10 protein-coding genes and 2 pseudogenes are annotated in these 14,555 nt (G+C 52.1%); 5 read left to right on the top strand and 7 right to left on the bottom strand.

Features of this window, described 5'->3' with window-relative positions:
- Window positions 1-17 precede the first annotated feature (17 nt).
- Entirely contained in the window at window positions 18-572 is a 555-nt protein-coding gene (locus WFO64_RS08485; protein WP_337010702.1) for a sigma-70 family RNA polymerase sigma factor, read from the top strand.
- Window positions 559-1,200, top strand: coding sequence for a DUF1109 domain-containing protein (locus WFO64_RS08480; RefSeq protein ID WP_337010700.1), 642 nt, complete (start codon window positions 559-561; stop codon window positions 1,198-1,200). Before WFO64_RS08485 ends, WFO64_RS08480 begins: the two co-directional genes overlap by 14 nt.
- Window positions 1,201-1,235: 35 nt before the next feature.
- Here the strand turns inward: WFO64_RS08480 and WFO64_RS08475 are convergent.
- A pseudogene (locus tag WFO64_RS08475) lies at window positions 1,236-1,354 on the bottom strand (UilS family quorum-quenching N-acyl-homoserine lactonase); the annotation flags it as partial.
- Between the two features lie 43 nt (window positions 1,355-1,397).
- Between WFO64_RS08475 and WFO64_RS08470 the strand changes: the two are divergent.
- A complete protein-coding gene (locus WFO64_RS08470) occupies window positions 1,398-1,808 on the top strand; it encodes a GFA family protein (protein WP_337010698.1) in 411 nt (136 codons plus the stop codon).
- 16 nt (window positions 1,809-1,824) lie between these two features.
- Here the strand turns inward: WFO64_RS08470 and WFO64_RS08465 are convergent, their stop codons facing one another.
- The 3 genes from WFO64_RS08465 to WFO64_RS08455 form a co-directional block, all read right to left on the bottom strand.
- Window positions 1,825-2,310 carry a DUF1641 domain-containing protein gene (locus WFO64_RS08465; RefSeq protein WP_337010696.1) on the bottom strand — a complete coding sequence of 162 codons (486 nt, stop codon included), beginning with the start codon at window positions 2,308-2,310 and terminating at the stop codon, window positions 1,825-1,827.
- The gene (fdhF, locus tag WFO64_RS08460; RefSeq protein ID WP_337010694.1) at window positions 2,310-5,282 is read right to left on the bottom strand and encodes a formate dehydrogenase subunit alpha; all 2,973 of its coding nucleotides are present in this window, start codon (window positions 5,280-5,282) and stop codon (window positions 2,310-2,312) included. Before fdhF ends, WFO64_RS08465 begins: the two co-directional genes overlap by 1 nt.
- Window positions 5,283-5,687: 405 nt before the next feature.
- The gene (locus WFO64_RS08455) at window positions 5,688-7,586 is read right to left on the bottom strand and encodes a hypothetical protein (protein ID WP_337010692.1); all 1,899 of its coding nucleotides are present in this window, start codon (window positions 7,584-7,586) and stop codon (window positions 5,688-5,690) included.
- A gap of 1,353 nt (window positions 7,587-8,939) precedes the next feature.
- On the opposite strand from WFO64_RS08455, the gene WFO64_RS08450 reads away from it, so the two are divergent.
- Together WFO64_RS08450 and WFO64_RS08445 are read left to right on the top strand one after the other, a co-directional pair.
- Window positions 8,940-9,761, top strand: a complete 822-nt coding sequence (locus WFO64_RS08450; RefSeq protein ID WP_337010690.1) for an alpha/beta fold hydrolase — start codon at window positions 8,940-8,942, stop codon at window positions 9,759-9,761.
- A gap of 858 nt (window positions 9,762-10,619) precedes the next feature.
- The gene (locus WFO64_RS08445; protein ID WP_337010688.1) at window positions 10,620-11,636 is read left to right on the top strand and encodes a lipoate--protein ligase A; all 1,017 of its coding nucleotides are present in this window, start codon (window positions 10,620-10,622) and stop codon (window positions 11,634-11,636) included.
- Window positions 11,637-11,823: 187 nt separating this feature from the next.
- Here WFO64_RS08445 and cspE read toward each other — a convergent pair whose 3' ends face one another.
- From cspE to WFO64_RS08430, 3 genes and pseudogenes are all read right to left on the bottom strand, one after another.
- Complete coding sequence (gene cspE / locus WFO64_RS08440; protein WP_003855207.1) at window positions 11,824-12,036, bottom strand: transcription antiterminator/RNA stability regulator CspE; 213 nt, start codon at window positions 12,034-12,036, stop codon at window positions 11,824-11,826.
- A 436-nt stretch (window positions 12,037-12,472) separates the two neighbouring features.
- Window positions 12,473-13,660: an MFS transporter gene (locus WFO64_RS08435; RefSeq protein ID WP_337010686.1), complete on the bottom strand. Its 1,188-nt coding sequence runs from the start codon at window positions 13,658-13,660 to the stop codon at window positions 12,473-12,475.
- 434 nt (window positions 13,661-14,094) lie between these two features.
- Window positions 14,095-14,373: pseudogene (locus WFO64_RS08430) on the bottom strand (ABC transporter six-transmembrane domain-containing protein); the annotation flags it as partial.
- Window positions 14,374-14,555: the final 182 nt, after the last annotated feature.

The following is a 14,555-nucleotide window of genomic DNA, read 5'->3' as shown; positions in this document are numbered from 1 at the left end:
TGAACTGCTGATGATCGATGTCAAAGACTGATCAACGCGCACAGCAATGGCCAGCATTAATGTCCCGGGCGCAGGCGGGCGACAAAGCGGCCTATAACCAGTTACTGAAAGCGATGGTTCCGGCCATCCGGGCACTGGTGTGCAGAAAAATCCGCGATGAGGAACGGGTTGAGGATGTGATTCAGGAAACGCTGCTGGCGATCCATCGGGTGCGGCATACTTATGACCCGCAGCGTCCGATACTCCCCTGGGTTGCCGCTATCGCCTCTGCCCGAACCATTGACGCCCTGCGTCAACACTCCCGTCGCCAGGAAGTACAGGATGAGGAGGCGCTGCAGCGTCAGCCTGCTGAAAGTAAAGAGGCTACAGCCGATACGGATATCCTCTCCGGTTATCTGGATACCCTTCCGCGTCGCCAGCGAGAGGTCGTCGAGTCTGTGCATCTGCGCGAGCAGAGCCTGGCGCAAACAGCAGTTGAAACGCATCAGTCTCTTTCTGCAGTTAAATCCCTGTTGCATCGCGCAATGGCCAACCTTCGTAAATATGGACGGGGTCATCATGAGAAATCATGACCAGTTAATTAATCAGCTCAGCGCGTCTGCGCAGCCGGTGCAGCGCGTCTGGCCCACAGCCTGGCGGGTCGCGGGCTGGATCGCGCTTGCCTTGCCTTGTGGCACACTGACCAGTTGGGCATTTCACAACAGGCTCACTGACTGGTCACAGCCTGGCGCGTTCTTCGCGCTGGTTGCCTTGTTGCTGTCACTCATCATCGCGGGCAGCACGATGGCGGCAGCCTTTACGCTGAGTATTGCAGGAAGAAAGCCGGTCAGCCTGCGCTGGCCGCTGCTGCTGGCGGTGATGTGGCTGGCGCTGAATCTGATCACGATGTCATCTTCAACCCCGTCAACAAGCGCGAACCGGTTTGGTGAGGGGATACACTGCTATCTGTTCATGCTGTCGGCCAGCGTGCCGATGATGCTGATGTCTATATTCGCCCTGCAGCGCACCCGTTCACTCTATCCCGGTCGCAGTCTGGCACTGAGCGGCTGTGGCAGTGCGTTTACTTCATCAATGCTGCTGTCGCTGTGCCATGACACTCATCTGCATATCATCGATTTTTCTATGCATCTGGCTGCGGGCATCACCATCGTGGCGCTGACGGTGCTGGCAGGCCGCCGCTGGGTCAGGCTGGGAGAGTAATGTCTTGCTGTTCGCTTTAAAGATTATTTCGTGACACCATCGCTGTCGCCGAAATCGCGTAGTCATAGGTAACGGTAGCGTAACCTGCCTGCATCACAGCCTCTGCGAACGCAGGCAGCATCTCCCGGATACCGCAAAATCCGTCACACAGAATCGTAGGCTGAAAGCTGGTTGGTTTCACTACACAGGCGATCACGATGCAAAATGAAATGACAGCACAATGCCACTGTGGCGCGGTGGCGTACCGAGTGACGCTGAAGGATGGATTTAATACGGTGCGCCGCTGCAACTGTTCATTTTGCCGGATGCGCGGCGCGGTAGTGGTGTTTGCGACGAATGTTGAGCTGATCCGCGGTGAAGCGCAGCTTACCGAGTATCGCTTTAATAGCAAACAGGTTGGGCACTACTTTTGCTCCGTCTGCGGCATTTACACCTTTCATCAGAGTCGCTCACAGCCCGATCAGTTTGGGGTCAATGTCGCCTGTCTTGAGGGGGTTTCGCCGTTTGATTTCACCGATGTGCCGGTTTCCGATGGCATCAATCACCCAAAAGATGGCGGCGCGGGCGGTGTAGCCGGTCATCTGAGCTACACCCCCACGCAATCCTGAACGATCGCAGGCTGAATTACTCCCGTGTGGGCTTGCCACTGAAGCGGGTAATCGGCTTCTGCTCTTCACGGTCAATCTGTTGTGAGAAGACTTCAAGCGCCGCGAAGATCGGGCGCAGCCCGCGCCACAGATCCTCATCATTAAGTAGCCGGATAATGCCGCGGATGCCCGGCGCGGCTTTTTCCTGACGGACCTCATCGCGCGCCGGTTTAACGGCCATCGCGGCATCGCGAACGGCCAACAACAAATGATTAAACCGTTCTGGCGGCACGCTGCCCAGCGTCATCATCAGTAGCGAGAGATTCTGTAGCGCGTTCTGAGTACCCGGCTGATTAAGGCCCGAGACCAGGATTTTGCCCACCTCGCTGTCAGACTTAACCAGATCGTTCGCCAGCCGCAGAAACCCGTTCTGGTGGAGATTTTCGATCAGCTCATCCATCGCCTCCCGGGCAGTGGGCTCAGTACGTGCTGGCGTGACCTGATATTTCATCCGTTCTGCCATTAGAATTTCTCCGGTTTCTCAACATGTTCAGGCGGCTCACGATAGCCTGCCTGCTGCCATTTTTGCTCTATCGGCAGGTGATCCAGTGGGATACGACTGCCGTGACGGAAGTTGTGCACCGGCAGCGGATTAAGCTGCGGCTGGCGATTGATGCGCTTCATGTTTACGGCGATCTCTTTATAAGCAGGCGTGTTGACGTCAGGATCGTGATGTTCGCCGGTCAACGCGTTGACGCCATCCTGACCATGATGAATCGGCATGAAGAGAACGTTGCCCGCTACGCGATCGGTGATGATAACAGGCACATCCAGCGATCCACGCCGTGAGGTAATGCGCACCCATTCTCCTTCACTCAGTGCGCGCGAGGCGGCCAGTAGCGGGGAAATCTCAACAAAGGCATTGGGCGACAACGACATCATGCGACCGCCCTGCCCGGTCTGGTTCATTGACTGGAAATGCTCCAGCATCCGGCCATTATTCAGTAGCAGATTGTATTCAGCATCGTCCTGTTCGGCGGGCGGCTGCCAGTTCAGCGGATAAAGTCGCGCTTTGCCATCCGGGAAATTAAACCGCTCCGTGTAGAGACGCGGCGTGCTTTCACCTGCGGCACTCACCGGCCAGAGTTGCGACTGCCAGCCGACAAGCTGCTCATAGCTGACCCCCGCGAAGATCTCTGCAATTCCCGCAGCTTCCGCCATAATCGCGCCCGGATTCGGGTAATGCCATGGATGACCGAGACGGGCTGCAAGATCGCAAAAGATCTCCCAGTCAGGACGACTATCGCCAAGCGGTTTCATGGCGGGAGAAAAGTGCTGGATTCGCCGCTCGGTATTCACAAATGTGCCCTCTTTCTCAACGCTGGGCGCACCGGGGAGGACTACATCGGCAAATTCGGCAGTGCGTGACATGAAAATGTCCTGTACCACCATAAATTCCAGCTTACTGAAGGCAGCATGCACCGAAGAGGCATCGGCATCCGCAAACGCAGTCTCTTCTCCGGTGATATACATTGCACGAATCTTGCCTTCACCGGCCTGCTGCACCATTTTGAAGTTATCTGCACCAGGCTGAGCGGAAAGTGCATCAGGTGAGACGCCCCAGGCACGCGCCCATTTATCGCGTACCGCGGCGTCCGTGACTTTTTCATAGCCAGGATAGAGATTGCTCAGGCAGCCAAAGTCACTGGCGCCCTGCACATTGTTATGTCCGCGCATCGGGTAGCCGCCGGTGCCGGGTCGGCCATAGTTGCCGGTGACCAGCAGCAGGTTCGATAGCGCGGTGCTGGTGTCTGCGCCGTGACTGTGCTGGGTAATCCCCATCGCCCACAATATACAGGCGCTGCCCGCCTGGCCGATTAGCTCCGCCGATTCTCTCAGCTCTGCCTCGCTCAGACCACAGATCTCGCTGGCATAAGCCAGCGTGAAAGGAGCGAGGGAGGCGCGGTACTCATCAGTGTGATTGACCCGCTGCTCCAGAAAGGCATCATCAGCATAGCCGTGCTCGAACATATATTTCGCCATCGCAGAGGCCCACACGAGGTCAGTGCCGGGCCGGATGCGCAGATAACAATCGGCGCGTTCTGCCATTTCATGGCGGCGCGGATCAACGACCAGCAGTTTCTGCCCGCGATGTTTATGACTTTGTTTGATGTGCGAAGCAATCACCGGATGGTTTTCCGCCAGATTACTGCCAACCAGCACAATCAGTTCGGTCTGTTGTAGATCTTCAATCGTCCCGGCATCGCCGCCGTAGCCCACGGTGCGGAACAGCCCTTCTGTGGCCGGGTTCTGACAATAGCGCGAGGAGTTATCAACATTGTTGGTGCCAAAAATCAACCGGGCTATTTTCTGCGTCAGATAGGCTTCTTCATTACTCGCCTTGCTGGAGCCGATAAAGCCAATCGCGTCACCACCATAATTCTGAGCGATGCTTTGCAACCCTTCGGCAACCCGCTGCAGCGCCTCATCCCAGCTTGCAGGTCGGAACCGGCCATTTTCCCGGATCAGAGGAGTGGTGAGTCGCGTGGGACTGTTTACGAAATCCCAGCCGAATTTACCTTTAACGCAGGTAGAAATGCCGTTGGCCGGTGCCTGAGCGACCGGCTGAATTTTCAGGATATGGCGATCGCGGGTCCAGATCTCAAAGCTGCAGCCCACGCCGCAATATGTGCAGACTGTTTTGGTACGTTTAATCTCAGACTGACGCAACGCCACATCAATATTAGATACGCCGGTAATCGGCCCCATGCCGATACTGTTCTCCAGCGTTTTAACAAAGTCGATTAGGGGTCGCTTCAGCCCCTGATCCATAGCGGTGAACGGGCCTGCATCGGGCTGCATGGTCTTTTCCAGCAACGCGTTGCAGGGACAAACCGTCACGCAGTGTCCACAGCTGACACAACTGGAGCCGGCGATTTCGGTTCCGCCATCCCATAAGACGCGTGGATGGTCCTGGGTGTAGTCAATCGACAGTGTCTCATTGACTTCAACATTCTGGCATGCTTCGACACAGCGACCGCATAAGATGCACTGGTCAGGATCGTAGGTATAAAACGGATTAGAGTGATCTTTTGCGTAAGGCTTTGGCTGATGAGGATAGTACTGAATCGGAATGTGCATATCGGCCACGGCATTATGCAGCGTGCAGTCACCGGTATTGTGCTCGCAGACGGTACAGTAAAGCTCATGACGGTTGAGCAGCCGGTCCATGCCCTCCTGCTGCGCGGCCTTAAGTGCATTACCTTCACTCTGCACCGCCAGCCCTTCTTCAGAGCGAAGCGTGCAGCCACGAACCCGCTCACCATTAGCATCCACCCAGCAAACATCACAGCTTTGCAGCGGCGGCAACGCCGGATGGTAACAGACATGAGGTAATTTTTTTCCGTGAGAATCCAGAAAATCGATCAGTGGTTGATCAGCTAACCCTTTTAACCGCTCACCATTGAAAACAATGGTGCAGTAATTTTCATTCATAAAAGCCCCATGGCGACATTGCGAATAGCTGCAGGCTGGAAAATTATCCCTGCATTAAGAGGGTTACCTCACAAGCTTAGTGAGGATTACCAGCCGCGCCATGAATACCGCTACGCTTATTGAGGTTAACAGCTGACGGATAAGGCTTTTTTAAATGTAATGACATCTTACCAGGCAATATTAACAGGCAAGGTTGAGGGCAGTTTTTACAGGTCGCGTATGTTCAGATTGAAAGAATGACAATCTGCAAATTGAAAGGCAGGCTGGAGATGAGCAGAACTGACTCATCATGACGTCACAATGGAGTAACGTGCCCTGAGCAATGGGGACTCACGCCCAAACTGCGGGGCGTGAAGTGCAACTCATGAATATCATTATGGATAATGGCTCACCCTCAGGAAATAACTACTTCAATGCTTTCAGTTCCAGACCATAGGCTTTGCCATCTACAAAAACCTTAAGATACTTACTGCTGGTTCCAAGTTCAGCCGCGGTGACTTCAACGCTCTTAAGCAGCAGGACATTATCATTATTAAAACCTATCCCTACGCCGCTTTTTCCAGACCAGTGTTGATGAAAGCAATTATCAGGTAATTCTTCCAGCTTTTTCAGCTCTGCATTATCAGTCACCTCGGTATAAGCTTTGTCAAAGATAAAACGCACTCCATGTGAAAAGCGATTGTAGTCGTTAGTTTCGACAAATGCGGAGCAGTAGCCTGTATACATGGCAACTTTAACGTAGATTTTAATAGATTGTGCCGTTGAACCCGGCTGAAATAATACCCGTGTCAGTGGCGAGGCGCCTTCGCCCTTCCAGCTACCGATATAGTCGGTATCGTTAATTTTCTGCAGGTAGATTTCCGCACTGCCCTCGGGTGTACGGGTTGAATAGTCGGTCTGCGTTTCGCCCTGGCTATTAAAAGAGGCACTGCCGATGATGCGTAATTTGGTTTGCACGGTATTCTGAGAGGGCTTGAGCTCTCCTACATAAAACCACTTTTCTTTATCCGTCCGATTATCCATTTTATTCTGCGAGCTGAGATAATCATAATCCAGTGAACCGTCAATGGTTATGCCATGGTTTTCTATATGGACATCGCCATGTTCGTAAAGTGATATTGTATCCCAGGTGTCACCTGACTCCGATAAATCCAGACCATTTTCGCCCTGGAGATTGAACTGGATATTAATAATACGAGTATAGTGACATTGCATAGGGTTACTGCAATCTTCAATATTAAAACCTCTAAAAGACCAGCTACCATTCGATAGATTACCAGGAAACTCCGTATGTTCAATCCAGCCATTCCAGATTAACGACTGAGTGGCGCGCTGGAGATCGATGGCAGGTTTGCCAGTGCTGTACTGGATGTTGAAGTTAGAGAGTTCAATAGCAGTAATATGATCCCATTTCCCCTGGGGATTATTCGACCATGTGGCATGGATAACACTATCAGAGCAATGGCTGGCGTACCATTGGTCAATTTTACAGTCCAGGGTATCGAGCATACTAATCGCTTTTCCGCCCAGATTATGGAACATAATATTACTGATACGGATAAATTGACCGGCCTGAATGGAGTTTATGTAAAACCCTTTGTTGTTTTTAGCGCTGTCAGTGCTCTCGCCATCAATCACCAGACTGTTGATTTCTGTATATCGTGACATAACACTAAACATCACTTCGCCATTTTTTTTGTCGGAAACCAGGGTCGTCGCGGGCGAATAACCGAAGGTGACATTATCCCCGGCAAGGCGGAAATGAGCGGTCTCACTTTTAGAAATGTCAAAATGAGAAATCAGAAACCGTCCGGCTGGGAACTGTATCCCTATGTTAGGATTATATTTCTGCGACCATTTCCACATATGCATGACTGCTTCTGCCGTATCAACCTTGCCGCCTTCTATCGCACCAAAGGCTAACACCGTAAGATTGCGGAGATTGTCGACATTACGCTTCCAGCGGGCACCTTTAGCGGTAACTATCGTTACGCCAAAATCTTCAGGCGTCGTTTTATCATCAGCATCATAAACAAATATGCCACCACCTGTTTTTGTTCCGGCGTTATATTCCATCACCACGGCAATTTGTGCTGCAGAAGTGGGTTCAAATTTGCGTAGATCCGCGATGACATTCAGCGTAGTAACGCCGGTATTTCCGGTATTACTATTGGCAGTCAGTTCCATAACTATCCGATCGAAAAGCAGAGGTTTACCCTCCTTGTCATATACTGTCAGGCTATTATTTTCTACAGGGCCAGAAGATGAGTATTCACTACTGTTATAGGATCGTTCAGAAGACATAGTATCACCCACAGAGTATGAAGGTTAATGGGAATGACATGCTAGCTAAGAGTATAACTTGCAAACATCAGCCGTAATCTACAGATCCAGCCATTGATCGATTATTCGATTCATAAAAACGTTTTTTGCCATGTAAAGCAAAATAATTCCTTTCAATGTCAATAAATTAAAAATAGCCAGGGCTTTTGATTTACAGAATTTCCTTAGGATTATTACACTCTGAAGTGGAACATGAAGATTAAAGGTTTATCGTTTAGCACCCAGGCCACAGAAAATATAATTTCGTGAATAAATCCCGAGTTAAATTCGAACAGTTAAACGCTGAAACTGTATGAGTTAATATCCTCTGCTAACTTTCGTATAGGGAAAGTTTTTCAAGATACAATGTTATTATTTTTCGACTAAATTCATGTGTTCAGTACTCTATTACGGCTTTCTGGTCTTAATCTGGATCTGATAATTTTTCAGGTAATGGCCTTCAGCTCGGGCAGGTTCGCTGAAAGAGTCGACTGCAAGACAACCCTTTTGCAGGATAATGATTAGGGCTATTCTATAATATATACGTATGTTGTAACTATATAGTGAGCTTCATTGACTTTTTTTCACCATAAAAGCAAGCACTCTGTATACGATGCTTTGCAGAAACATCAACGCCAGACCACGATAGAAAATTGTACTGGTGCAAATCACCAATGACATTAGGGTTAGCCACGCCGGGGAAAACGGTGATGATCAGGCTGTTGGACCTCTATGAATCACATCTTATAAAACATTGACGCCGCGACGGTGACAACCCGCGCTGACGAATCGGCTTAGCGCCAGGGATCAATCCTGACGCCCTGCGCGATATCATCGGCAAAGAACCGACGCAATCGCCTGCTCTGAAGCCGCTGCTGTTGTGTAGTTACCCCGGCAGGTCGAGCGGGATCACCCTCTGGCGCTGGCGGATTAATAGGGATCTCAGGCCCATTATGATGGGGAATGGTATAAGTGCTTCCGCGCGCAATATCTGTAACGAACGCGGGCCGGTCATGGTGAATTACGAATAACGGATTAATATTGATGATGAATATGCTTTTACCATCGGCACGCAGGATATACAGCAATACCCTCAACGGGTCTCTTTATGAAGCTATTCTGTAGTCAGGCATATTCGTTGAGATGTTTGGGGTCGGCTCCTGGGTCGACCCTCTGCGTCAGAAAGCGCACTACGCCATCAAAGTAAAAGATAGAGCAGCGGGTTCTTGCTTTTCATCCGGGTGAAAATTCACCCACGGTTCACTATTTGGTGACGCTAATGTGACTGGCGCAGCACCATCTTATTATCCATCACGTCATACCGAGGGCAATACCATGAGCATGTTTAAAACGACCGACGGCACACAGATCTACTTCAAAGACTGGGGAACCGGTAAGCCTGTTTTGTTCAGCCACGGCTGGCCGCTGGATGCAGATATGTGGGACAGCCAGATGAACTTCCTGGCTGAGCACGGTTACCGGGTTATTGCATTTGACCGTCGTGGCTTTGGTCGCTCTGATCAGCCCTGGTCCGGTAATAACTACGATACCTTTGCATCTGATATCAACGATTTAATCACCCATCTCGACCTGCAGAATGTGACGCTGGTTGGTTTCTCTATGGGCGGCGGCGATATCACGCGTTACATTGGCAGTTATGGCAGTGATCGGGTCGCGGCGCTGGCGCTGCTCGGTGCCGTCACGCCCATCCTTGGCAAAACGGCAGACTACCCGCAGGGTGTCGATATGTCGGTGTTTGAAGGGATTCGTGATGGCCTGCTTAAGGATCGCGCGCAGTTTATCAAAACATTCGCTACGCCCTTTTATGGCACCAATGCAGGACAGACGGTATCTGATGGCGTTATGACGCAGACGCTGAACATTGCATTGCTCGCCTCGCTGAAAAGCACTGTCGATTGTGTCACCGCCTTCGCGGAAACCGATTTCCGTGCTGACGTGGCGAAAGTGAATGTACCGACGCTGGTTATTCATGGCAGCAACGACCAGATCGTCCCGTTTGAATCTACCGGCAAAGTGGTAGCTGAAATGATTGAGGGTGCTGAACTCAAGGTTTATGACAATGCGCCACATGGTTTTGCGGTGACGCATCAGGAACAGCTGAATCAGGATCTGCTGGCGTTTCTTAACGCGCAGTGATGCAAAAACACTGCGCAACTGAGGTCACGCAGTTCCAGACTACCGACAAACCCGAATCAGGCTGAATCTGGCCGCAACGAAGAAGCTCAACGCGCAGGGAACACGATCAGAACAGGAAAGCATCCCACGCCAGGGACGGTGCGAGCGAGTCAGGAAGGACGGCTTTCGCGTCTTTCCGTTCTGGCCGGATTCGCTGCGCAGGCTCGCTCTTACAGCTCGCCATGACAGATTTAATCAACAATCTCAAACTGTGCGGTGTGACTGCGCAGTTTGAGCATTAGCGGGTTGGATGATTGACATGATTTGGATGCCGAACGAATAACGCCCCCTCCGCCCCTTCATCGTGACTGAACGACAGCCTTTTCTCATCGCGCCCCTTCGCCGCGTCACCGGCATTAAATTGTCGGCCACTGCCGCGCGACAGATAAATGTAAGCATAGCTATCGTCCGGCAGGGTTATCGCTGTTGCTCCTCACCCTGAAAGAGTCGCGCACAGCAGCGCACCCGACATCACTGCGCGCTGACGCGAGGAGTCCGCCTGATAATTATCTGGAGCACCCGTTCGCAGGCCCAACGGCCAATTTCTCTTGAAAGCTGTGCCAGAATCGTCAGCGGGAGTGATACCACGTGATCCAATTCTTTGCCGTCAAAACCCAAAAAGCAGGGGAGTCAGCACACTCAGCATCGATACCGGCACGATACTGTGCTGTGGACAGCCGTCATTGCCCTGCAGACGGCATTTGGCTTTATTCCGCAGCATCACGGCATAAAGAGGCACGCGGCTCCGCCCCCCTGCTGATAGACTCGGCATTCTGCCCTGTCCCAGGGGCCTCATCTCTTCAGGAACGGAAGCCACCCATGTCCACACTGCGTTTACTCTTATCTGAATCCAACGATCCCTGGTTTAATCTGGCGGTAGAAGCATGCATTTTCTGCCAGATGCCCGCCAGCCAGCGGGTGCTGTTTTTGTGGCGCAATGCGGAAACGGTGGTCATTGGGCGGGCACAGAATCCGTGGAAAGAGTGCAACACCCGACGCATGGCCGAAGATGGCATCCGGCTGGCACGCCGCAGCAGCGGCGGTGGCGCGGTGTTTCACGATCTCGGCAATTGCTGTTTTACCTTTATGGCCGGTAAGCCGGAGTACGATAAAAGCGTCTCTACCGCCATCATCCTACGGGCACTGACCTCGCTTGGTGTTCCCGCTGAAGCGTCCGGTCGCAATGATTTAGTCGTCAACACCTCTGACGGACAGCGCAAAATCTCGGGTTCAGCCTACCGTGAAACGCCGGATCGTGGTTTTCATCATGGCACCATTCTGATGGATGCTGACCTCTCACGACTGGCTGATTACCTTAATCCTGATGTGAAAAAATTGCAGGCTAAAGGCATAACGTCAGTGCGTGCCAGGGTAGCTAATCTGGCGGAATTAACGCCCGGAATCTGCTATCAGGCGATCTGCTCAGCGGTGACTGACGCATTTTTTGAACATTACGGAGAGCGCTGCGAGCCGGAGATAATCTCTCCCGACGCCCTGCCCGACCTGCCCGGTTTTGAACAGCAGTTTGCGCGGCAGAGTAGCTGGGAGTGGAACTTCGGCCAGGCACCTGACTTCTTACACCTTCTGGACCAGCGCTTTATCTGGGGCAGTGTAGAGATTCACTTTGATGTCGAACGCGGCGTGATCAGCCGCTGTCAGATTTTCAGCGACAGCCTTAATCCTGCGCCGCTGGAAACGCTGGCGCAGCGGCTTCAGGGTACCACCTATCGGCCCGATGCACTGGAGGCTGTGCTGAGTCAGCTGATGGACGATTTTCCAGAGCAGCGCACGGAGCTAATAGCATTGCAGCAGTGGCTGGGTGCCAGCGTGCGTTGAATACTTTTTGCCGCTTTACCGACTTGTGCGGGTATCTGTCGCGGACAAAAATCAACGGTCAGACATTCAGCAAATCCTGAACGCAAAAAACCCGCACAAGGCGGGTTTTCATTAACGACCAATTTCATGCTTATCTGCTCAGGCTGTTGCCGTCATCGCGATTGTAAGCGTGATTGATCATTAAGGCTTACATAGGAACAACGTTTGCCGCTGAAGGGCCTTTAGCGCCGTTTTCAATCGTGAATTCGACCTGCTGACCTTCGTCAAGAGTTTTATAATCGTTGCTCTGAATTGCAGAGAAATGTACGAATACATCTTTGCTGCCATCCTGAGGAGAGATAAAACCGAAACCTTTACCAGCGTCAAACCATTTTACTAAACCAGTCATTTTATTAGACATCGATATTTCCTTAATTTATGAGCCACTGAGTGGCGAAGATGGCCTGTCTTTCAGAAGGTAACTTACCAGGCTTTTAGGAGGAGACTCATGAATAAGGGGTATCTGGTGATATCGCTTGCACTGAGGACTGCTTTACTAAAACTGCTTTGATAAGGTCTGTGTTCCAAACCGAGAACGCTATTAAGTCATGCCTGTCTGACTTTAGCAAACATTATTTTAATTTAATTTTAACATCCAGACGTCCGGAGCGCCTTTATTGATTTTCCTATCCTTTTTAAACTTCCAGGCTGGCCGAAGGATAAATTCTCTGAACGTTCAGAAAATAAAAACGCAGCCGTGAAGGTTGTTGAAAAACCATACAGCGGCCAGGTACAAATAAAGCGCAGTGATGCACTAACAAATATCACTGCGCCCTGCTTTGCCGGTATCAGTCCAGTTAAACCTGATGACGGGCAGCATGTCGCGCCGTTATTATAAAGACCAGCAGACCCGCCACGCCCAGCGCAACGCCCACCCAGGCGGTGGAAATCCAGCCATAGCCCAGTGACACCGTCAGGCCACCCAGATAAGCACCCATCGCATTGGCAATGTTCAGCGCAGAGTGGTTCATTGCGGCCGCCAGCGTTTGCGAATCATTGGCGACATCCATCAGGCGAATCTGTAACGATGGCAGTAGCACCGAGCAGGTGCCAATCAGGAAAGTCGCCAGCAGTCCGGTTGCCACGTGCTGAACCAGTAACGGGAAGGCCAGCATCACCATCACGTTCCACAACAGTGTCCAGCCGATAATGTACAGCACCGGGCCATCAGCCAGTCTGCCACCCACCAAATTGCCGATGATCATCCCCAGCCCAAACGCCACCATCGCCCAGGGAATTAGCGAGGGAGAAATGCCGGCGATGTTAATCAGCGTCGGTGCGATATAACTGAAAATAGCGAACATTCCGCCAAATCCCACCGCGCCCACCAGCAGGGTCAACAGCACCTGCGCGTTTTTCAGCGCACCCAGTTCGCGCAGCGGATGCGCATTCACATCGCCAGGCGTATAAGGCACGTAACGGCCAATCAACAAACAGGTCAGCAGACCAATCGCACCTACAAAAGTGAACACCACGTGCCAGCTAAATAACTGCCCGATCCAGGAACCCAGCGGCACGCCAATGAGGGTCGCCACCGTGAGTCCCAGCATTAGCCACGCCAGTGCGCGGCCGCGCCGTTCAATCGATACCAATGAGGCTGCCACCAGCGAGGCCACACCAAAGTAAGCCCCGTGCGGAAGGCCAGTCAGAAAACGCGCCACGATCAGTCCGTGATAACTCTCGGCCATCGCACTGGCGACATTGCCGATGCTGAACAGCGCCATCAGGATCAGCAACAGCGATTTCCGCGCCATCCGCGCTGCCAGCACCGCAATAAATGGCGCGCCAATCACCACGCCCAGCGCGTAACTGGCGATGGCGTTGCCCGCCTGGGGTTCGGTAATCGCCAGTGAGCGTGAAACATCTGGCAGCAGGCCCATCATGATGAACTCTCCCGTGCCGATGCCAAAACCGCCCAGCGCAAGCGCCAGTAATGCCCAGCAGACAAAACCGGCATCGTCGGTTTTATGATTTTTTCTTAACAAAATTGATTCCCAATGGCCTGAACTGAAAAAACTGAAGTGAGCCGGAGGGAGAAAGCAGACTCTGTTCCCGTCCGGATGAAGCGGTCAGACTATAAAAAGTAAGGGTGCGCTTAGCAACCCATTTTGTGGCCTGGTGCACCGTGACGGCAGCGGTAACCCGGCCCTTTTTTATGGGTTACGGCGTTTCCGATAACCGTCTCAAACGTTTTGAGTTGACACAGACACGGAGGTGCCTGGCTAGAGGTCGTCTTATATGGATTCAGGGCTTTTGCACCAGGTGGACTGGACTTTTAGGCCGCCCCGAGGCCTCGCTTGCTGCCAGCCCTGGACCGGGTCAGTACACTTAAGATCAGCCGCCGTTTAAAGTCGGGCGGATGTTTATGCTCTTAGCAGGGAGGTAAACCTCAACGTAAGCAGAGGCTGAATCGGGCAAATCAGTGCGTGCCGGTATTTTTACCCGGCGGCCACAATTCGTCAGCTGTGAATATGTCTTCAGTAGCTGCGGACTATCATCCAGGCTCCTGGCAAGCATCCACATCCAGGTCATCACCGAATAATCGAATAGATGTGACGACATCGGTACCGCCACGACTGGACATCACCACGATGGTAACAGCAAACCGCACAGCCACCCCGCTTCCGATGGCCAGATAACTGCAGGCTTCGCGATCGGAGAGACGAATCTGTAAGCTGGCCAGCACGCCAAAGTGACGGCGTCACGGTCGGAGCAGGGCGTTGCACTGATGTTCCCCGCACCGGCAGTCAAATCAGCGCCATGCTTAACGGCTCTGCCGATTTACTCACGATTAATCCTTCTGAAGCTAAAGCAAGTGAAGTGCTGGCTGACTTAACCCAGTTTATTGATCTTGTTCTGTCAGAAAGCGGATTAATAGCA

The organism is Pantoea sp. AS142, assembly GCF_037152305.1.
Lineage (GTDB): Bacteria > Pseudomonadota > Gammaproteobacteria > Enterobacterales > Enterobacteriaceae > Pantoea.
Note: the sequence above shows the minus strand (reverse complement) of the source record. Positions and strands in the feature narration are given on the sequence as shown.